Source organism: Cupriavidus sp. TMH.W2, assembly GCF_050847365.1.
Taxonomy (GTDB): domain Bacteria; phylum Pseudomonadota; class Gammaproteobacteria; order Burkholderiales; family Burkholderiaceae; genus Cupriavidus.
On sequence record NZ_CP193792.1, the window covers coordinates 567,722 to 587,253 of the forward strand.

At 68.8% G+C, this 19,532-nt stretch carries 18 protein-coding genes; 3 read left to right on the forward strand and 15 right to left on the reverse strand.

Annotated elements, in window-relative coordinates; genetic code table 11:
• Positions 1 to 15 precede the first annotated feature (15 nt).
• From pdxA to trpS, 3 genes are all read left to right on the forward strand, one after another.
• Positions 16 to 1,125: a 4-hydroxythreonine-4-phosphate dehydrogenase PdxA gene (gene pdxA, locus ACREYQ_RS02670; protein ID WP_432259255.1), complete on the forward strand. Its 1,110-nt coding sequence runs from the start codon at positions 16 to 18 to the stop codon at positions 1,123 to 1,125.
• Between the two features lie 17 nt (positions 1,126 to 1,142).
• Positions 1,143 to 1,976 (forward strand): 16S rRNA (adenine(1518)-N(6)/adenine(1519)-N(6))-dimethyltransferase RsmA, encoded by an 834-nt coding sequence (gene rsmA, locus ACREYQ_RS02675; RefSeq protein WP_432259256.1) that lies wholly within the window; start codon positions 1,143 to 1,145, stop codon positions 1,974 to 1,976.
• Positions 1,977 to 2,045: 69 nt separating this feature from the next.
• Complete coding sequence (gene trpS / locus ACREYQ_RS02680) at positions 2,046 to 3,080, forward strand: tryptophan--tRNA ligase (protein ID WP_432259257.1); 1,035 nt, start codon at positions 2,046 to 2,048, stop codon at positions 3,078 to 3,080.
• Positions 3,081 to 3,133: 53 nt separating this feature from the next.
• On the opposite strand, the gene ACREYQ_RS02685 is transcribed toward trpS, so the two are convergent.
• From ACREYQ_RS02685 to ACREYQ_RS02755, 15 genes are all read right to left on the reverse strand, one after another.
• Positions 3,134 to 3,988, reverse strand: coding sequence for a DMT family transporter (locus ACREYQ_RS02685; protein WP_432260348.1), 855 nt, complete (start codon positions 3,986 to 3,988; stop codon positions 3,134 to 3,136).
• A 63-nt stretch (positions 3,989 to 4,051) separates the two neighbouring features.
• Positions 4,052 to 4,459, reverse strand: a complete 408-nt coding sequence (gene gloA, locus ACREYQ_RS02690; RefSeq protein ID WP_432259258.1) for a lactoylglutathione lyase — start codon at positions 4,457 to 4,459, stop codon at positions 4,052 to 4,054.
• Between the two features lie 82 nt (positions 4,460 to 4,541).
• Positions 4,542 to 5,402, reverse strand: a complete 861-nt coding sequence (locus tag ACREYQ_RS02695; RefSeq protein WP_432259259.1) for a M48 family metallopeptidase — start codon at positions 5,400 to 5,402, stop codon at positions 4,542 to 4,544.
• Positions 5,399 to 6,163 (reverse strand): lysophospholipid acyltransferase family protein, encoded by a 765-nt coding sequence (locus ACREYQ_RS02700; RefSeq protein WP_432259260.1) that lies wholly within the window; start codon positions 6,161 to 6,163, stop codon positions 5,399 to 5,401. Before ACREYQ_RS02700 ends, ACREYQ_RS02695 begins: the two co-directional genes overlap by 4 nt.
• A gap of 33 nt (positions 6,164 to 6,196) precedes the next feature.
• Positions 6,197 to 6,793 (reverse strand): D-glycero-beta-D-manno-heptose 1,7-bisphosphate 7-phosphatase, encoded by a 597-nt coding sequence (gene gmhB / locus ACREYQ_RS02705; RefSeq protein ID WP_432259261.1) that lies wholly within the window; start codon positions 6,791 to 6,793, stop codon positions 6,197 to 6,199.
• Positions 6,794 to 6,824: 31 nt separating this feature from the next.
• Complete coding sequence (glyS, locus tag ACREYQ_RS02710; RefSeq protein WP_432259262.1) at positions 6,825 to 8,948, reverse strand: glycine--tRNA ligase subunit beta; 2,124 nt, start codon at positions 8,946 to 8,948, stop codon at positions 6,825 to 6,827.
• Positions 8,949 to 8,981: 33 nt separating this feature from the next.
• On the reverse strand, positions 8,982 to 9,614 hold the full coding sequence (locus tag ACREYQ_RS02715) for a hypothetical protein (RefSeq protein ID WP_432259263.1): 633 nt from the start codon (positions 9,612 to 9,614) through the stop codon (positions 8,982 to 8,984).
• Positions 9,611 to 10,561, reverse strand: coding sequence for a glycine--tRNA ligase subunit alpha (glyQ, locus tag ACREYQ_RS02720; protein ID WP_432259264.1), 951 nt, complete (start codon positions 10,559 to 10,561; stop codon positions 9,611 to 9,613). Before glyQ ends, ACREYQ_RS02715 begins: the two co-directional genes overlap by 4 nt.
• Before the next feature lie 579 nt (positions 10,562 to 11,140).
• Complete coding sequence (gene lnt, locus ACREYQ_RS02725; RefSeq protein WP_432259265.1) at positions 11,141 to 12,751, reverse strand: apolipoprotein N-acyltransferase; 1,611 nt, start codon at positions 12,749 to 12,751, stop codon at positions 11,141 to 11,143.
• A complete protein-coding gene (locus ACREYQ_RS02730) occupies positions 12,748 to 13,635 on the reverse strand; it encodes an HlyC/CorC family transporter (RefSeq protein WP_432259266.1) in 888 nt (295 codons plus the stop codon). The genes lnt and ACREYQ_RS02730 overlap by 4 nt, the downstream gene beginning before the upstream one ends.
• 260 nt (positions 13,636 to 13,895) lie before the next feature.
• Complete coding sequence (ybeY, locus tag ACREYQ_RS02735; protein ID WP_432259267.1) at positions 13,896 to 14,642, reverse strand: rRNA maturation RNase YbeY; 747 nt, start codon at positions 14,640 to 14,642, stop codon at positions 13,896 to 13,898.
• Complete coding sequence (locus ACREYQ_RS02740; protein ID WP_432259268.1) at positions 14,643 to 15,641, reverse strand: PhoH family protein; 999 nt, start codon at positions 15,639 to 15,641, stop codon at positions 14,643 to 14,645.
• 23 nt (positions 15,642 to 15,664) lie between these two features.
• The gene (gene miaB / locus ACREYQ_RS02745) at positions 15,665 to 17,017 is read right to left on the reverse strand and encodes a tRNA (N6-isopentenyl adenosine(37)-C2)-methylthiotransferase MiaB (protein WP_432259269.1); all 1,353 of its coding nucleotides are present in this window, start codon (positions 17,015 to 17,017) and stop codon (positions 15,665 to 15,667) included.
• A 93-nt stretch (positions 17,018 to 17,110) separates the two neighbouring features.
• Positions 17,111 to 17,506, reverse strand: coding sequence for a hypothetical protein (locus ACREYQ_RS02750; RefSeq protein WP_432259270.1), 396 nt, complete (start codon positions 17,504 to 17,506; stop codon positions 17,111 to 17,113).
• Positions 17,507 to 17,713: 207 nt separating this feature from the next.
• Positions 17,714 to 19,399, reverse strand: coding sequence for a ClcB-like voltage-gated chloride channel protein (locus ACREYQ_RS02755; RefSeq protein ID WP_432259271.1), 1,686 nt, complete (start codon positions 19,397 to 19,399; stop codon positions 17,714 to 17,716).
• Between the last annotated feature and the right edge of the window lie 133 nt (positions 19,400 to 19,532).

Genomic DNA, 19,532 nt, shown 5'->3' on the forward strand with positions numbered 1-19,532 from the left:
ATCCGCTGACCTGACATGCCCGATCCTCTTGCCCTCGCCATTTCGACCGGAGAACCCGCCGGCATCGGTCCCGATATCACCATCGGCGCGCTGCTGCAGCTGGCGGGCGCCAACAATGGCGTCGGCGGCGGGCAATACCGCTTCCATGTGCTGGGCGATGCCCGCCTGCTGGCCGAACGCGCCGCGGCGCTGGGCGTCACGCACGCCTGGGAGCGGCGTATTGCCGACGGCGACGTGGCCGTCGAGGACATCCCGCTGGCGGTGGCGTGCGAGGCCGGGCGCCTCGATGCGCGCAACGGCCCCTATGTGCTGAAGCTGCTCGATGCCGCCATCGACGGCTGCCGGGCGCAGGGCAAGGCCGCGCCCCGGTATGCCGCGATGATCACGGCACCGGTGCAGAAGAGCACCATCAACGACGCCGGCGTGCCCTTCACTGGCCATACCGAATACCTGGCCGAGCGCGCCCGCGTGCCGCGCGTGGTGATGATGCTGGCCGGCCCGCAGCCGGCGCACGGCGACGCCATGCTGCGCGTGGCGCTGGCCACCACCCACCTGCCGCTGCGCGCGGTGCCCGATGCGCTGTCGGTGCCGCTGCTGGTGCAGACGCTGGCGATCATCGATGCTGACCTGCGCCGCTGCTTCGGCATCGCGCGGCCGTGCATCCTGGTCACGGGCCTGAACCCGCACGCAGGCGAAAGCGGCCATATGGGCCGCGAAGAGATCGATATCATCACGCCCGCGCTGGCGCAGGCGAAAGATGCCGGCATCGACGCGCGCGGGCCCTTTCCGGCCGACACGCTGTTCCAGCCGCGCCACCTGCGCGATGCCGACTGCGTGCTGGCGATGTACCATGACCAGGGGCTGGCGCCGCTGAAATACGGCACCTTCGGCCATGGCGTGAACATCACGCTGGGGCTGCCCTTCATCCGCACCTCGGTGGACCATGGCACCGCGCTCGACCTCGCCGGCACCGGCCAGGCCGAGCACGGCAGCATGATCGAGGCCATCCGCAGTGCGGTTACCATGGCTGGCCACGCCAACGGCCGGCATTCTGGCAGCCACGGCAGCCAGGGCGCCACGGGCCATTCCGGCCACACCCATTCCGGCACGCAGCCGCCAGGCTGAAGCCGGACGAATAAATCATGCGTTCAAACGTGCACCAGGGCCATGTGGCCCGCAAACGATTCGGGCAGAACTTCCTGGTCGACGACACCATCATCCACGGCATCGTCAATGCCATCAGCCCGCAGGCCGACGACGTGCTGGTCGAGATCGGGCCCGGGCTGGGCGCGCTGACCGACCCGCTGCTCGAACGGATCCCGCAGATGCAGGTGGTTGAGCTGGACCGCGACCTGGTCGAGCGCCTGCGCCGCCGCTACGGCGAGCGCCTGCAGGTCCACGCCGGCGATGCGCTCGCGTTCGACTTCGACAAGCTCGCCGTGCCGGGGCGCCCGCTGCGCATCGTCGGCAACCTGCCGTACAACATTTCCAGCCCGCTGCTGTTCCACCTGATGGAGTTCGCCGACCACGTGCGCGACCAGCATTTCATGCTGCAGAAGGAGGTGGTGGAGCGCATGGTGGCCGAGCCCGGCAGCAAGGCCTTCGGCCGGCTGTCGATCATGCTGCAGGTGCGCTATTACATGGAACACGTGCTGGATGTGCCGCCGGGCGCCTTCAACCCGCCGCCCAAGGTCGATTCCGCCGTGGTCCGCATGATCCCGTGGCCGCGCCACGGCGATGGCCGGCTGCGTTCGCCGCATGCCGCTTGCGACATCACCGTGCTGGGCGACGTGGTCACCGCGGCGTTCTCGCAGCGGCGCAAGGTGCTGCGCAATACGCTGTCGTTCCTGCGCGACCAGATCGACTTTGACGCGATGGGCTTCGACCTTGGCCGCCGCGCCGAGGAAGTGCCCGTCGGCGAGTATGTCGAGCTGGCCCGGCGCCTGGGCGACAAGGCGTCCGGGCAGGCCGCCTGACCGAGCCCGAATCCCAGAATTCCGACGAATCCAGAATCTCCCGCGACCATTTCCGTGCAAGACCGCCCCATGACAGCCCAGACCCAAACCAACCGGCGTCCCGTGATCCTGACCGGCGACCGTCCCACCGGCCCGCTGCACCTCGGCCACTATGTCGGCTCGCTGAAGAGCCGCGTGGCGCTGCAGGAATCGCATGAGCAATTCGTGCTGCTGGCCGACACCCAGGCCATGACCGACAATGCGCACGATCCCGACAAGGTGCGCCGCAACGTGCTGGAGGTGGCGCTGGACTACCTGGCCGTGGGGATCGATCCGGCCAAGACCACCATCACCGTGCAGTCGCACCTCCCGGCGCTGGCCGAACTGACGCTGATGTACCTGAACTTCGTCACGGTGGCGCGGCTTGAGCGCAACCCGACCATCAAAGACGAAATCCAGGCCCGTGGCTTCGGCCGCGACATCCCGGCCGGCTTCCTGTGCTACCCGGCGTCGCAGGCTGCGGATATCACCGCGTTCAAGGCCCATGTCGTGCCGGTGGGCGAAGACCAGGCGCCGCTGATCGAGCAGACCAACGAGATCGTGCGCCGCATCAACCACCAGGTCGGCCGCGAAGTGCTGCCCGAGTGCAAGGCCCTGATTCCCGAGTTCGGCCGCCTGCCGGGCGTGGACGGCAAGGCCAAGATGAGCAAGTCGCTGGGCAACGCGATCGCGCTGGGCGCCTCGCCCGAGCAGATCAAGGCCGCGGTGCACAGCATGTACACCGACCCCAACCACTTGCGCGTGTCGGACCCGGGCCAGGTCGAGGGCAACGTGGTGTTCACCTACCTGGATGCCTTCGATCCGAACACCGAGGAAGTCAAGGCGCTGAAGGAGCACTACCAGAAGGGCGGCCTGGGCGACATGGTGCTCAAGCGCCGCATCGAGGGCGTCCTGCAGGACATGCTGGCCCCGATCCGTGCACGCCGCGAAGAACTGGCCAAGGATCCGGACTATGTGTTCGACATCCTGCGCCAGGGCACCGCGAAGGCGCGCACGCTGACCCAGCAGACGCTGGATGAGGTGCGCGACGCGCTGGGGATGTTCTCGTTCGAGGCACGCCGCTGAGTGTCACGAAGCGGCGGCTCCCGGCCGCCGCCGCATTGCACTAGCCGCGCCGCTCAGGCGCGGCGGTTGACCAGCACGATCCCCGCCAGCACCAGCACGGCCGCCACGGCAAAGCGCGGGCCCACTGCGTCGTGCATCAGCACCACGCCGAAGGCGACCCCGAACAGCGGCGTCAGGAAGGAAAACACCGACAGCCGCGACGCCAGGTAGCGCTGCAACAGCCAGAACCAGGTCAGGTAGCTGGCAAACGCGATCAGCACCGACTGGTAGAACAGGCTCGCCAGCACCACCCCGTCGATGCGCACGGTGACGGTCTGGCCGGCGGCGATGGCCATCGCCAGCAGCATCACTGCCGACACCGCCAGCTGGTAAAGCAGCGTCTTGCTGGCCGGGGCGCTGGCCAGCGGGCTGGCGCGCACCACCACGGTGGTGGCGGCCCACAGCGCGCCGGCGAGGATGCCGAGCGCATCGCCCGGCAGCGTGCTGCCGTGCGCCGACGGCGCGGCAATGCCATCGGCAAAGGCCAGCGCCATCCCCGCGAACGCGAGTGCCACGCCCAGCCATTGCCCGGTGTGCAGCCGTTCGCCCGGCACTACGCAATGCAGTCCCAGCGCGGTGAAGATCGGCGCGGTGTACAGGAACACCGCCATGCGCGAGGCCGTGGTGTGCCCCAGGCCGACGAAAATGCAGAAGAACTCCGCGCCGAACAGCAGCCCGGCCAGCAAGCCGGCGTTCAGCGTGCCGTCGCGCCGCCACAGCGGCGTGCCGCGCCAGGCGGCAAAGCCGAACACCAGCAGCGCCGCCACTGCCGAGCGCACGCCGGCCTGCAGCACCGCACCCATCAATGGCGCGGTCACCTTGATCACCACCTGTTGCAGCCCCCAGGCGGCGCACAGCACCACCATCATGCCCGCGGCGACGCCGTCGAGCGGCTGCCGGGTCAGGGTTTGCGTGCTCACCGTGATCGTGCGTCAGGGACGGCTGGCGTCGCGGGTGGAATGGCGCTCGATCAGTTCGATCTTGTAGCCGTCCGGGTCTTCGACAAAGGCGATCACGGTGGTGCCGCCCTTGACCGGGCCGGCCTCGCGCGTGACCTTGCCGCCGGCGGCGCGGATGCGTTCGCAGGCGGCCGCGGCGTCGCTGGTTTCCAGCGCGATATGGCCATAGGCCGTGCCCAGGTCATACTGGTCGACGCCGTAGTTGTAGGTCAGCTCCAGCACTGCGGTTTCGCTCTCGGGGCCGTAGCCGACGAAGGCGAGGCGGTACTTGTACTCGGGGTTGTCGCTCTCGCGCAGCAGTTGCATGCCGAGCACGCGGGTGTAGAAATCGATGGAGCGCTGCATGTCGCCGACGCGCAGCATGGTGTGGAGGAGTCGCATTTGAGGGCCTTCAACCGTTGTAGGTATTCGAAGGCGCCATTTTAGTGCCTTTGGCCGAAACCTACCGGCGCGCTCCCGGCCCTCAGAATGTCGGCAACAGCTCGGGCGGGTGCGCGCGCAGTTGGGCACGGGCGTCGCGGAACTCGGGGAAGATCGATTCCACGGCTTGCCAGAAGCGCGGGCCGTGGTTCATTTCCTTCAGGTGTGCCAGTTCGTGCGCGGCGACATAGTCGATCATCGACAGCGGGAAATGCATCAGGCGCCAGTTCAGCCGGATCTTGCCGTCGGCGGTGCAGCTGCCCCAGCGCGTGGCGGCCGAGGTCAGCGCAAAGCCGGTGTGGCGCACGCCCAGCTTCTCTGCATAGAGGTCCAGCCGCTCGGCCAGCAGCCGGCGCGCTTGCTGCTGCAGCCAGCCCTGCACCCGGTCCTTGATCTGCTGCTCGTCGGCATGGCCCGGCAGCGCCAGGTGCAGCACGCGCCGGTCGGCATCGAACAGCAGCGCGCCGATCGGCGACTCCAGCGACAACGTCAGCGGCTGGCCCAGGAAGGGCAGGCTGGCGCCGTCGCGCCATTGCACCGTGGGCAGGATGCGGCGCGACTCACGGTGGCGCCACTCGCCCATCTTGTTGAAGATCCAGCGCTGTTTTTCCAGGATGGCTGATTCGATGTCGGCCAGCGTGACCCAGCGCGGCGCCGTGATCGACAGGCCGCGGTCGTCGATGGTGAAGCCGATGGTGCGGCGCGCCGAGCGCTTGAGCGTGTAGTGCAGCGGCCGTTCGCCGATATGCAGCAGGCGCGCGTTGGGCTGCGGCACCGGCCAGGCGGGCTGTTCCGGCGGTTCCTGTGCCAGGGGCGCCGCGGGCTGCGGCGCCTGGGTGGACTCGGCCAGCGGCAGTTCCAGCTGCGCGCCGTCGGCGTCGGTGGTGGGTCGCAGCAGCTTCATGCGGCCGGCCCACTCCGAGGCGCGGTCCGGTAGCTGTCGGGGTCGATGCGGCGCATGTCCCGTTCGATCCAGTCCGCCACCTCCTGGTTGAGCTGGTCGGCCGTCTTGTTGGCCGACGCGATCGGCGGGCCGACCGAGATCGTGACCATGCCCGGATACTTCAGGAACGAATTGCGCGGCCACACCCGGCCCGAGTTGACCGCCATCGGCAGCACCCAGGCGCCGGTTTCCACCGCCAGGCGCGCGCCCCCGCTCTTGTAGCGCGTCTTGACCAGGCCCGACGGCGTGCGCGTGCCTTCCGGGAACATGATGATCCAGGCGCCTTCGGCGAGCCGATCGCGGCCCTGGCGCGCGGCCGAGGCAAAGGCGCGGATGCCTTCCTTGCGGTTGATATGGACCATCTTCAGCATGCCCAGCGCCCAGCCGAAGAACGGCACCAGCAGCAGTTCGCGCTTGAACACGAAGCACAGCGGCTTGGGCATCAGCGCCACGTAGGCCACGGTTTCCCAGGCCGACTGGTGCTTGGACAGCAGCACCACCGGCTTGTCGAGCATGCCGTCCATGTGCTCATGGCCCTGGATGCGGTACCGGATGCCGCAGATGCCGCGCGCGGCCCAGATCACCAGCCACGGCCAGCCGCGCACAAAGCGGAAGCGCTGGTCGGCATTCATGAACGGGAACACCAGGAAGCAGGCACAGGCGTACGGCGGCGTCAGCACCAGCAGGTACAGCGCGAACAACAGGGAACGGAGGAACATCATGCGGGGGGCGCGAACAGGAAATGGAGGCGGGGGTCAGCCGGCGCCGTGGGCGCTCTGGGCAGGCGGGCGCTGCCCGCCGCCGTTGCCGGTCAGCCAGCGCGCAAACGCGCGCAGGTCGTCGTGCACTTGCGTGCCGGGCGGCAGGCCGCCCTTGTCGAGCGTCTTCGGGCCCTTGCCGCTGCGCACCAGGTGCGGCGCGCAGCCGACCGCCACGCCGGCTTCAAGGTCGCGCAGCGAATCGCCAACGATCGGCACGCCGCGCAGCTCGATGCCGAAGCGCTCGCTGATCTGCTCCAGCATGCCCGGCTTGGGCTTGCGGCACTCGCAGCCGTCCGCGGCGGTGTGCGGGCAAAAAAACACCGCATCGACGCGCCCGCCCACGCGCGCGAGCGAAGTGTGCATCTTCTCGTGCATGGCGTTGAGCGCGCTCATCTCGAACAGGCCCCGGCCGATGCCGGACTGGTTGCTGGCGATGACCACGCGGTAGCCCGCCTGGTTCAGCGCGGCGATGGCTTCCAGGCTGCCGTCGATCGGCACCCACTCGTCGGGGGTCTTGATGAACTGGTCGCTGTCGAGGTTGACCACCCCGTCGCGGTCCAGGATGACAAACTTGGGCGGCGTCTGCGGCATGTGCGGCTCCGTGTATGGCTGCGGGCGGCGCTCAGGCGGCCAGCTTGGAGATGTCGGCCACGCGGTTGGCCAGCGCATGCAGCGAGGCCAGCAGCGCCAGGCGGTTGGCGCGCAGCTGCGCGTCCTCGGCCATCACCATCACGTCGTTGAAGAAGCGGTCGACGGCGTCGCGCAGCTGGGCCAGGTCGCGCAGGGCGGCGGTGAAGTCGCCGCTGGCGAAGGCCGCTTCCACGGCGGGGCGCACGCGCTCGATGGCGGCGTGCAGCGCGCCTTCGGCCGCTTCCTGGAACAGCGCCGGAGCGACCGTGCCGAGCGGCTCGGAGTTTTTGCGCAGGATGTTGGTGATGCGCTTGTTGGCGGCGGCCAGGGCCTCGGCCTCGGGCAGCGCGGCAAAGGTGCGCACCGCTTCCATGCGGCCCAGGATGTCGTGCAGCGTGTCCGGGCGCAGGCTGACCACGGCCTCGACCTCATTGGTGGTGTAGCCCTTGTCCTTCAGGTAGCCGCGCACGCGGTCGTACAGGAAGTCGATGATTGCCTCGGGCGCCGGCTTGACCGCGGCGACGCCGGCAAAGGCCTGCTGCGTCAGCGCCAGCAGCGACGAGAGCGGCAGGGCCAGCGGCTTCTCGATCAGCATGCGCAGGATGCCCAGCGCGTGGCGGCGCAGCGCGAACGGGTCCTTCTCGCCGGTGGGCTGCAGGCCGATGCCCCAGATCCCGACCAGTGTTTCGAGCTTGTCGGCCAGCGCCACGGCGGTGCTGACCGCGCCGGCGGGCAGCGCGTCGCCGGCAAAGCGCGGACGGTAGTGTTCGGAGCAGGCCAGCGCCACGTCCTCGGCTTCATCGTCGTGGCGGGCATAGTACGTGCCCATGGTGCCCTGCAACTCGGGGAACTCGCCCACCATGTCGGTCAGCAGGTCGGCCTTGGCCAGTTCGGCGCCGCGCATCGCGGCGGCCTTGTCGGTGGGCACGCCGGCGGCATTGAGCGCATCGGCGATATGGCCGGCAATCTGCTGCAGGCGCTGCACGCGGTCCAGCTGGGTGCCGATCTTGTTGTGGTAGACCACGCCGGCCAGCTGCGGCACGCGCGAGGCCAGCGTCTTCTTGCGGTCCTGGTCGAAGAAGAACTTGGCGTCGGCCAGGCGCGGGCGCACCACGCGCTCGTTGCCGGTGATGATGGACTGCGGCGTCTCGGTGGCCAGGTTCGACACGATCAGGAAGCGGTTGCGCAGGTGGCCGCCGGCATCGGTCAGCGCGAAGTACTTCTGGTTGGTCTGCATGGTCAGGATCAGGCATTCCTGCGGCACCGCCAGGAAGGCCTCTTCGAAATGGCAGGCGTAGACCACCGGCCATTCCACCAGCGAATTGACTTCATCGAGCAGCGACTCGGGCATGATCACCTGGTCGGCGCCGGCTTCCTTGAGCAGCGCGGTGCGCATGCGCTCGCGGCGCTCGGCATAGCTGGCGACCACGCGGCCGGCGGACTCCAGCTGCTGCGCGTAGTCGTTGGCGTGCGCGATCTCGATCGCGCCACGCGACAGGAAGCGGTGGCCCTGGGTCAGGTTGCTGGCCTGCAGCCCCAGCAGCGTCACCGGCAGGATCTCGGCGCCGAACAGTGCGATCAGGCTGTGCGCCGGCCGCACGAATTGCACCGTGCTGCCGTCCGGGCGCTGGTAGGTCATGACCTTGGGAATCGGCAGCTTCGCGATGGTGTCTTCCAGCGCTGCCTGCAGCCCGGCGGCCAGTTCGGCGCCGCGCGCGGTGTAGCGGAAGAAGAAGGCCTCGGCCTTGCCGTCGGAGGCACGCTCCAGCGACTGCCAGTCGATCTCGGCGACGCCGACCGACTTGGCCAGCGCGGCCAGCTTCTTGGCCATCGGCGCGGTGGGCTCGCCGTTGGCGTCCAGTGCCACCGACAGCGGCAGGACCTTTTCGCGCTGCTCGCGGTCCGGCGCGCTGCGGCGCACGCCGGATACCAGCGCGGCCAGGCGGCGCGGGGTCGCGAACGGCGTCACGGCAGCGCCCGGCTCAAGCAGGTCGCGCTCGCCCAGGCCGGCGAACAGGCCCTGCGCGAAGGCGTCGCCCAGGCGCGCCAGCGCCTTGGGGGGCAGCTCTTCGGTGAACAGTTCGATCAGCAGCGAGTCGGTCATGGGTTGCGACATGAATCGTATCCAACAGGTTGTGGCGCGCGCCGCTTACGAGCAGCGCGGCGAAAGATTAGGTTCCACTCCGGACAGCAGCCACAGGCCGTTCTGTTGCCGGAATTGCAGCGTGGTGTAGGCGCACTGCGCGGCCGCCGCGGCGCTGGCCGCGCCGTTGCTGCCGCCGCGGCTGCCCGCAGCCGGGAAGCGCGCGTCGATGCGGCGCAGGCGCTTGTCGTAGCGGATCTCGTCGATGCGCCCGCCCACCCAGAAATCGATCTTGGGCGGCAGCTGCGCGGCCGCATAGTACGTCTTGACCGTGCGGCGGGTGCGGCCGTTCTGGGTTTCCATCTCCACCCAGGTCAGCGGGTAGCGGATCGCGCTTTCATAGGCGCGCAGCGGCACGCGGTGCCAGCCCAGGTCGCGCTGGCCGGACAGGTCGCACGAGAACGAGCGCACCAGCTGCGCCCACTGGTCGAGCGCGTTCAGCGACGGGCGCCATTGGCGCGCCATAGCCTGCTGCAGCGCCTGCGGGTCGGCCTCGCACACGTTGCTCAGTTCGGCCGGCAGTATCAGCGCCTGCGCGCTGGGCGCCGCCTGCACACGCGCGCCGATGGCGTTGCCCGCCACGGCCAGCGCGGCGAGGGCCATGGCGCAGCACTGCGCGCTGCGCGCCAGCAGCGTCATGCCCGGGCTCCGCCGCTATTGCCGCACATCGGGAAGCCCAGGGCTGCGCGCGAATCATAGTAGGCCTGCGCCACCTGGCGCGACAGGTTGCGGATGCGGCCGATATACGCCGCGCGCTCGGTCACCGAGATTGCGCCGCGCGCATCAAGCAGGTTGAAGGTGTGGGCGGCCTTGAGCACCTGCTCATAGGCGGGCAGCGCCAGGCGCGTGCCGGCAGGCTGGCCTTCGTCGGCGCCGTCCCCATTGCCCATCAGGCGCTTGGCCTCGCCTTCGTGCTCGGCGAAATGGCGGAACAGGATTTCGGTGTTGCTGTGCTCGAAGTTGTAGGTGGACTGCTCGACTTCGTTCTGGTGGTACACGTCGCCGTAGGTCAGGCGGCGCGTCTCGCCGTTCTCGACCCACTCGGTCCAGACCAGGTCGTAGACGTTTTCGACCTTCTGCAGGTACATCGCCAGCCGTTCGATGCCGTAGGTGATCTCGCCGGTGATGGGCTTGCAGTCGATGCCGCCGACCTGCTGGAAGTAGGTGAACTGCGTCACTTCCATGCCGTTGAGCCAGACTTCCCAGCCCAGGCCCCAGGCGCCCAGCGTGGGGTTCTCCCAGTCGTCCTCGACAAAGCGGATGTCGTTCTGCTTCAGGTCCAGGCCGAGCGCCTCGAGCGAGCCCAGGTACAGCTCCAGGATGTTTTCCGGCGCGGGCTTGAGCACCACCTGGTACTGGTAGTAATGCTGCAGGCGGTTGGGGTTCTCGCCGTAGCGGCCGTCCTTGGGGCGGCGCGACGGCTGCACGTAGGCGGCGCGCCAGGGCTCCGGGCCGATCGCGCGCAGGAAGGTGTGTACGTGGGAAGTGCCGGCGCCGACCTCCAGATCGATGGGTTGCAACAGCGCGCAGCCCTGCCGGTCCCAGTAGGCCTGCAGGGTCAGAATCATTTGTTGGAAGGTCAGCATATGAAGACTAGGTAGAGGCACCGGGCGGGGTCGCGCCCGCCCCGGCATGCAGGCCGCGCAGCGCGTGCCGGAGCCGCCGCATGCGGATTTTGCCAAACCCTGAATTCTATCGGCTTTTTGGCGGGACGCCCCGTTTGCCGGGGCCGGATAGGGCACGCACCGATGCCGGAGGAGGTCCGGCGATGTCGGTCCTGCGCAACGCATCGGGAAAATACTGAGGCCGATTTCAGGTCTGGCCGCTGCTGGCCGATAACGTTTTTGTATACAGTACGAGTCAGCAACCCGTTTCAGAGCGTTGCGATTGACAGTCCGTGCCGGCATGGCGGGCACGGCGGCTGCCGAAGGCACAACGGTAGCTGTTTGTCGGTAACTGATGATTGATGGGGACTTTGGATCATGGCACTTCTTTCTCGCAAACCTTACCTGGTCGCAATCGCGGTCATGATCGCCGCGGCCACCGTGTCCGTGGCGACCGGGCTGCTGAACTGAGCCGGCCGGCGCTGACCTGACGCGCCACGACCGGCACCGGGCCTGCGGCGGCGATCCCGCCGCGTCCGGTGCCTGCTTCTCCCAGTGCCCTCAGCCTGTGCTGCGCACCTTGCGCACGCGCCAGGCCGCCATCCCCAGCACCAGCGCAAACAGCGCCAGCACCGGCGCATTGCCCCAGCGGATATAGGGCGTCAGCCCCTGCATGCCCTGCACCTCGGCCGCCAGCGTGCCGACCGTGAAGGTCGCCAGGCGTTGCTGCACCGAGCCGTCCGGGCGCACCACCGCGGTCATGCCGGTATTGGTCGAGCGCAGCATCGGCCGGCGCGTTTCCAGCGCCCGCATGCGCGAGATCTGCAGGTGCTGGTCCAGCGCGATGGTGTCGCCGAACCACGCCAGGTTGGTCAGGTTGGCCAGCACGTTGGCCGGCACCGGCTGCTGGCGCAGCGTCTGCGCGATTTCCTCGCCGAACAGATCTTCGTAGCAGATATTGGGTGCCACGCGCACGCCGCGCACCGGCAGCGAAGCCTGGTCGAGCCCGCCGCGGCGGAAGTCGCCCAGCGGCATCTTCATCATGTCGACGAACCAGCGGAAGCCCAGCGGGATGAATTCGCCGAACGGCACCAGGTGGTGCTTGTCATAGCGGTACAGGCGCTCGGTTTGCGGGCCGAGGCCGAACACGCTGTTGGTGAAGTCGACCGGCGAATCGGCGCCCGCGGCGCCGAACAGCACGGTGGTGCCGCTGGCCAGCGCGTGGTCGCGCACCGCCACGGCCACGTCGACCGGCAGGTCTTGCAGGATGACCGGGAACGCGGTTTCGGGCGTCACCACCAGGTCGGCCGGCGCGGCGGTGATCATGTCGCGGTACAGCTCGATCGAGCGCTGGATGCCGACCGGCTCGAACTTGATGTCCTGGGCCACGTTGCCTTGCAGCAGCCGCACCGAGAGCGGCTTGCCGGCGGGCGTGGTCCAGGCCAGCGGCGCCAGCGCCGCGCCCGCGGTGGGCAGCACCAGTGCCAGCGCCAGTGCGCCCAGCGCCCGGCCGCGTTCGCCGCGGCCCAGTCCGCGCACGGCGGCCGCCAGCAGGGCTGCCACTGCGGCCGCCAGCGCGCCGATGCCGTACACGCCGACCAGCGGGGCGAAGCCCGCGAGCGGGCCGTCTGTATGTGCATAGCCGCCCGACAGCCACGGGAAGCCGGTGAACACCACGCCGCGCAGCCATTCGCTGAGGCCCCAGGCCGCGCCAAACGCCAGCGGCGCCATCAGCGTGGCCCTGGGCAGGCGCGCCGTGAGCCGATGCCACAGCGCGCCGGCCAGCGCCGGGTAGAGCGACAGGAAGCCCGAGAACAGCACCACGGCCAGGGCTGCCATCCATGCCGGCATCTCGCCGTAGACATGCATGCTGATATAGAGCCACCAGATCCCGGACAGGAACCAGCCCAGCCCGAAGGCATAGCCCGCGGCGGCGGCCGCGCGCGCGCGCGGCGCATCGGCCATCAGCGCGGCCAGGCCGGCCAGCGACAGGATCTGCAGCCACCACCAGTCACGCGGGGCAAAGGCTTGCGTATGGGCGATGCCGAGCACGCCGGCCAGCAGCAGCCGCGCCATGGCCGCTGTGCGCGAGTGCGCGCGCGTGCCACGCGCGCCCGTCGAGCCGGCGTCGGCAGCGGCGGCGCCGTTGAGGATCGGGGCGGAACGCTTCATGCGCCGGCCGCGCCCGCGTTGTCGCCGTTGGATTCGCGGTGCACCTGCAGCAGGTGCACCTGCCGCGCGTCGGCGCGCAGCACCTCGAAGCGGATCGGCGGCAGCGTGATGATTTCGCCGCGGTGGGGCACGTGGCCCACGTGGTTGGACAGCAGCCCGCCCACAGTGTCGACATCGTGATCGGAGAACGCGGTGCCGAAAGCCTCGTTGAACTGCGCGATCTCGGTCAGGCCGTGCACGCGCCAGCTGCCGTCGGGCATCGGCAGGATGTTGTCCTGGTCTTCGTCCAGGTCGAATTCATCCTCGATATCGCCCACGATCTGCTCCAGCACGTCCTCGATCGTCACCAGCCCGGCCACGCCGCCGTATTCGTCGACCACCATGGCGATATGGTTGCGGTTGATGCGGAACTCGCGCAGCAGGATGTTCAGGCGTTTGGATTCGGGGATGAACACCGCCGGGCGCAGGGTCTCGCGCAGGTCGAAGGCGGGATCGGTGTAGTAGCGCAGCAGGTCCTTGGCGAGCAGGATGCCGATGATGTTGTCGCGGCTGCCTTCGTAGACCGGGAAGCGCGAGTGCGCGGTCTGCTGCATGAAGGGGATGAATGCCTCCGGGGCGTCCGCGATATTGACCGTATCCATCTGCGCGCGCGGCACCATGATGTCGCCGGCGGTCAGTTCGGAGACCTGGAATACGCCCTCGATCATCGACAGCGAGTCAGCATCGATCAGGTTGCGCTCATGCGCTTCCTGCAGCACTTCGAGCAATTCCGCGCGGGTGTCCGGCTCGGGGGAAATCAGGTCTGACAGGCGTTCGAGAAGCGATCGGGGCCGATCGGCCTGCTTCAGGTAAGCGGGCTTCGAACTGGGATAAGGGTCGTTCATTTCGCGGCGAGCGCGTGGTGGAGATCGTCTGAAGGATACACTAAAAGACTGACCGTCCCGTGACGGCGGGAACGGTCGCGTGCATCGCGACGCACTCTGACGCGCCCGTCTGGCGTCGTCAGCCTTTCAAGGCCCGATGTCATTCCCGCGCAGGCGGGAATCCAGCGTCTTTCACGTCCCCTTTGGGGAAAAGCCACTGGATCCCCGCCTGCGCGGGGATGATGCCATGGTCGGTGAAACGGGACGGGCTTGTGCAGGGCTCAGGCGGCGCCGTCTGCCCGGTAAGGGTCGGCGTAGCCCAGGGACTGCAGCGTCTCGGTCTCGATCGCTTCCATTTCCTCGGCCTCGGCGTCTTCTTCGTGCTCGTAGCCCTGGGCGTGCAGCACGCCGTGCACGATCAGGTGGGCATAGTGCGCCTCCAGCGGCTTGCGCTGCTCGCGCGCCTCGGCTTCCACTACCGGGCAGCACAGCACGATATCGCCGGTGACCGGGTCGGCCTCGTTCTCGGCATAGGCAAAGGTCAGCACGTTGGTGGCGTAGTCCTTGCCGCGATAGGTGCGGTTCAGCGTGCGGCCTTCTTCCTCGCCGACAAAGCGGATGGTCAGCGCCGCATCGGCGTACAGCGCGGACTTGACCCAGGTTTCGATCTTGCGGCGCGCCGGCAGGCTGTCGCCCTTGCCGACGCCGTCGCCGTGCTGCACATCCAGTTCCAGCGCCGGCGGCGTGGCCGGGGTGCCGGTGGTGGTGGTCAGCGGCGTGGCGGTCACGGCCACCGATAGCGCGTCGTGGTTGTCCGGGCGCACCAGCAGGCCGGCCTGCTGGCCGGTGTCGGTGTGCTCGGCCAGCAGCGCCACCACGCCGTCGGCGGCCTGCGACAGGTCCAGCGTCAGGCTGCGGCCGTCGGGCAGCTGCACGCGCAGCGCGTGCGCGGCGCTCTTGCGCGCGCGGCCTTCGTTATCGAACAGGGTCAGGCTGACGCCGGAAGACTTGGATTTCTGGGGTTTCAATTACGCGTCCTTGTGCTGGGCGTGGTATTCGTCATAGGCATCGACGATGCGCGCCACCAGCGGATGGCGCACCACATCGATGCTGGTAAAGCGGGTGCTGGCGATGCCGCGCACGTCGCGCAGCACGTGCTGCGCTTCCACCAGGCCGCTCTTCTGCCCGCGGGGCAGGTCGATCTGGGTGATGTCGCCGGTGATCACGGCCCTGGAGCCGAAGCCGATGCGCGTGAGGAACATCTTCATCTGCTCGGGCGTGGTGTTCTGCGCCTCGTCCAGGATGATGAAGGCGTGGTTCAGCGTGCGCCCGCGCATATAGGCCAGCGGCGCGATCTCGATCATCTGCCGCTCGAACATCTTCTGCGTGCGGTCGAAGCCGAGCAGGTCGTACAGCGCGTCGTACAACGGACGCAGGTAAGGATCGACCTTCTGCGCCAGGTCGCCGGGCAGGAAGCCCAGGCGCTCGCCGGCTTCCACCGCCGGGCGCGTCAGCACGATGCGCTTGACCGCGTCGCGCTCCAGCGCATCGACCGCGCACGCCACCGCTAGGTAGGTCTTGCCGGTGCCGGCCGGCCCGACACCCAGCGTCAGGTCGTGCGACAGGATATTGCGCAGGTAGTCGCGCTGCGCCACGGTGCGGCCCTGCAGTCCGGCGCGGCGGGTGTGCAGCACCGGCGATTCGTCGCCGATTTCGCGCTCCTCGACATCGTCGGCGTTGCCGGGCAGGTAGCTGCCGTGGGCGGACAGCTGGCGTGTTTCCACCAGGCCCAGCTGCACGTCGTCGATCGACAGCGGTGTGCGCGCCTGGTTGTAGAAGCGCTCCAGCGCCATCGCGGCGTCCTGCGCGTTGCCGCCGCGCACCGTCATGCGGTGGCCGCGGCGCTGGATGTTCACGTCCAGCGCCTGCTCGATCTGGCGCAGGTTTTCGTCGAGCGGCCCGCACAGGTTCTGCAGCCGGGTGTTGTCGTCCTTTGGGGCGACGAATTCTGCGGAAGGGATTTTCATCGGTGGCGATGGCCTCGCTGGGATTACTGGCGCACCACGATCTCGCCGCGCAGCGAGTGCGGGAACGCCTGCGTGATGCTGACATCGACCAGCTGGCCCACCAGCCGGTCGCGGCCCGCCTGGGGCACACCGGGCAGCGCAAAGTTGACCACGCGGTTGTTCTCGGTGCGGCCGTGCAGCTCGGTCGGATCCTTGCGCGCCGGGCCTTCCACCAGGATGCGCTGGACCGTGCCGACCATGTTCCGGCTGATGCGCTGCACGTTTTCCTCGATGGTGGCCTGCAGGCGCTGCAGCCGGCGCAGCTTGACCTCGTGCGGGGTGTCGTCGTGCAGGCTGGCCGCGGGCGTGCCCGGGCGCGGGCTGAAGATGAACGAGAACGAGGTGTCGTAGCCGATCTCCTCGATCATCGCCATCAGCTTGTCGAAGTCGGCATCGGTCTCGCCGGGGAAGCCGACGATAAAGTCCGACGACATCGACATGTCCGGGCGCAGCACGCGCAGCTTGCGGATGATGCTCTTGTACTCCAGCACGCTGTAGCCGCGCTTCATCGCCATCAGGATGCGGTCGGACGCATGCTGCACCGGCAGGTGCAGGTGGTTGACCAGCTTGTCGCAGCGGCCGTACAGCTCGACCAGGCGCGAGGTGAATTCCTTCGGGTGGCTGGTGGTGTAGCGGATGCGCTCGATGCCGGGGATCTCGGCCACGTATTCGATCAGCAGCGCGAAGTCGGCGATCTCGGTGGTGTCGCCCATCTTGCCGCGATAGGCGTTGACGTTCTGGCCCAGCAGCGTGACTTCACGCACGCCCTGATCGGCCAGGCCGGCGACCTCGGCCAGCACGTCCTCGAACGGGCGCGACACTTCCTCGCCGCGGGTGTAGGGCACCACGCAGTAGCTGCAGTACTTGGAACAGCCTTCCATGATCGAGACAAAGGCGCTCGGGCCTTCCACGCGCGCCGGCGGCAGGTGGTCGAATTTCTCGATCTCGGGGAAGGAGATATCCACCTGCGACTGGCCGGTGCGCTGGCGGCGCGCGATCAGGTCGGGCAGGCGGTGCAGCGTCTGCGGGCCGAACACCACGTCGACATACGGCGCGCGCGCGACGATGCTGGCGCCTTCCTGGCTGGCCACGCAGCCGCCCACGCCGATCACCAGGTCGGGTTTGACGGCCTTGAGCGCCTTCATCCGGCCCAGTTCCGAGAACACCTTCTCCTGCGCCTTTTCGCGCACCGAGCAGGTGTTGAACAGGATCACGTCGGCGTCTTCGACGCGGTCAGTGGGTTCCAGCCCCTGGCTGGCGTTGAGGACGTCGACCATCTTGTCCGAGTCGTACTCGTTCATCTGGCAGCCGTACGTCTTGACGAAAACTTTCTTCATATGCCGATCTCAGTGGTTGACCTGGGGGCATCAGGGTGTTGCAACAACACGGCCGGCGCGTGGGGCACGCCGGTCGCACTTCCGGGGTCACGATTATTTTTTCAGCGCCTTCTGTTCCGGCTCGCTCAGCACCCAGGCGGTCAGCAACTGGCCGTACAGGTCCAGCTTGTACCGCACCGGCAGCTTCTGGCCCGCCACCGCGGCGCTGGCCAGCAGCTGGTTGTCGGTGCCGAACAGGCGCAGGCCGGGCGCCACGCCGACAGTCTTGCCATCGAGCGTGGCTGTCTGCGGCGCACCGGCCGACGGCGCGGCAACGACCAGCCTGGCGGCCTGGGCATCGTCCGGGATCACGCGCACCGGCTGCGCCAGCGCGCTTGCCGCGCCCAGCAGCAAGGCAGCGCCGCAGGCCAGCGTTGGCAACAGCTTGCGCGCGCGCCTGGGTTGGACAGACTCCGGCGCCTCGCGGCGCGCATCATGACCTGCTGGCATGGGGGAGGACTCCGGCAAATAGGGAAACGACTGTCATTCCCGCGCAGGCGGGAATCCAGCGTCTTTCACGTCCCCTTCGGGGATAAAGTCACTGGGTTCCGGCCAGCGCGGGAACGACGATCTTTCGTTCTGAACGCCCGTATTCGGCGCAACCCCGCATTTTACCCGCTCGCGGGCTGCCCGGCTGGTGCGGCGATGCAGCCGGTCTCAGAACAGGCAGGATGCCTCTTGCAGCACACGCTGCTTGGACACAGTGCCCATCAGCTCACGGCTGGCACCGTCGCGCAACAGCGGGATGCGGTTGATGCCGTGCTCGGCAAACACCGCCAGCGCGTCGCGCAGCCGCGAGTCCGGGGTCAGCGCCGGGAAGTCGCGCTCGGCCAGCGCCAGCACGTCGTCCGGCGCGCCCTCGCGCTGGGCGCGCTGCAGCGCATGGATCGACAGCGCGCCCAGCAGGCGGCCGTCCGCTTCCACCAGATAGAGGTAGCGCGTGCCGGTCTCGGCAAACTTGTCGGCGGCGGCCGCCAGCGTGGCGGTCGGGTCGAGCACCGTATCGGTCGGGTCGCACAGCCCGGCCAGCGTCAGCGTGCGGGCATGCTCGGCCGCGGCCGAGGCCTGCGCGCGCTCGGCGATCACGCTGTACAGCGACAGCGTCTGGCAGCGCGATGCGGTGTAGTACGCCGCCACCGCGCCGATCATCGACGGCAGCAGCAGCGCGGGCGCCAGCGTCATCTCGAACACCATCAGCACCGACATCAGCGGCGCCTGGCTGGTGGCGGCCAGAAACGCGCTCATGCCCACCAGCGGCAACAGCGGCGCCGCACCGGCCGCCGTTCCGTGCATGCCGATCGCCAGCAACTGGCCGAGCGCCGCGCCCACGAACAGCGATGGCGTGAACACGCCGCCGACCGCCCCCGAGCCCATGCTGATCACCGTGGCCGCCAGCTTGGCCAGCAGCACGCCGGCCACCGGCACGCTCAGCGGCTGCTCCTGCAGGATGGTCTGGATGGTGGAATAGCCATTGCCGACTACCTCGGGCACCGCCATTGCCAGCACGCCGACCAGCGCCCCGCCCAGCGTCAGCCGTGCCACGGGCCCGCCCGGCACGGCGGCAAAGCGGCTGCGCGCAAAGCCCGCCGCGCGCATGAACAGCGCGCCCGCGATGCCGGCGGCCACGCCCAGCGCGGCCGCGGCCAGCAGGATGTGCGGGCGCAGGTCGGGGGCGATATCCAGGCCGGGGTAGAGCGGCTGCAGGCCGCCGTGCCACTGGCTGACCATGGCGCCGGCCACCGAAGCCAGGAAGAGCGGCATCAGGCGCTGCACCGCGAGCGCCCCGAACACCACTTCAGCGACGAAAACAGCGGCGGAAAATGGAGTGTGGTAGACGGTGGCAAGGCCCGCCGCGGCCCCGCAGGCGGTCAGCATGCGGCGCATGTTCGAGCCGCCGCCGCGCTCCAGCCGGGTCGACGGGAACAGCGATCCGCACAGCGCCGCCAGCTGGATCATCGCGCCTTCCTTGCCGACCGAGCTGCCGCTGACGATCGAGAAGAACGACGAGAGCGCGCGCAGCAGCGTGATCCGCACCGGCAGGCGGCCGCTGCCGTTGGCTACCGCTTCCATGTAGTCGGTGGCGCCGCCGTGGCTGCCCGCCAGGCGATTGGCCAGTACCAGCAGGCCGCCCGCCAGCGCGCCGCCCACGGCCGGCACCACCACGCGCCATGCCAGCGCCAGCGTGGCAAACACGGCCACCACGTCGGCATGGCTGGAAAACAGGACCACGCCCGCGCCTTCCAGCGCCTCCTTGAACAGCGTTGTGGCGATGGCCGCGACAATCCCGACCGGGATGGCCGCGAACAGGGTGACTTCCTGGTCTTCGAGGAAACGCAAGCGCATGGCGGCTTTCCGGGCACATGCGGAACATGTGCGGGAACTGAGATGGGGCGGGCAGAGGCCGTCATGATAGCGCAGCGCCACCTGTTCGGACCCGATGTGCGCCGGCACGCATGCGGGGCCGAATCCCTGTGCA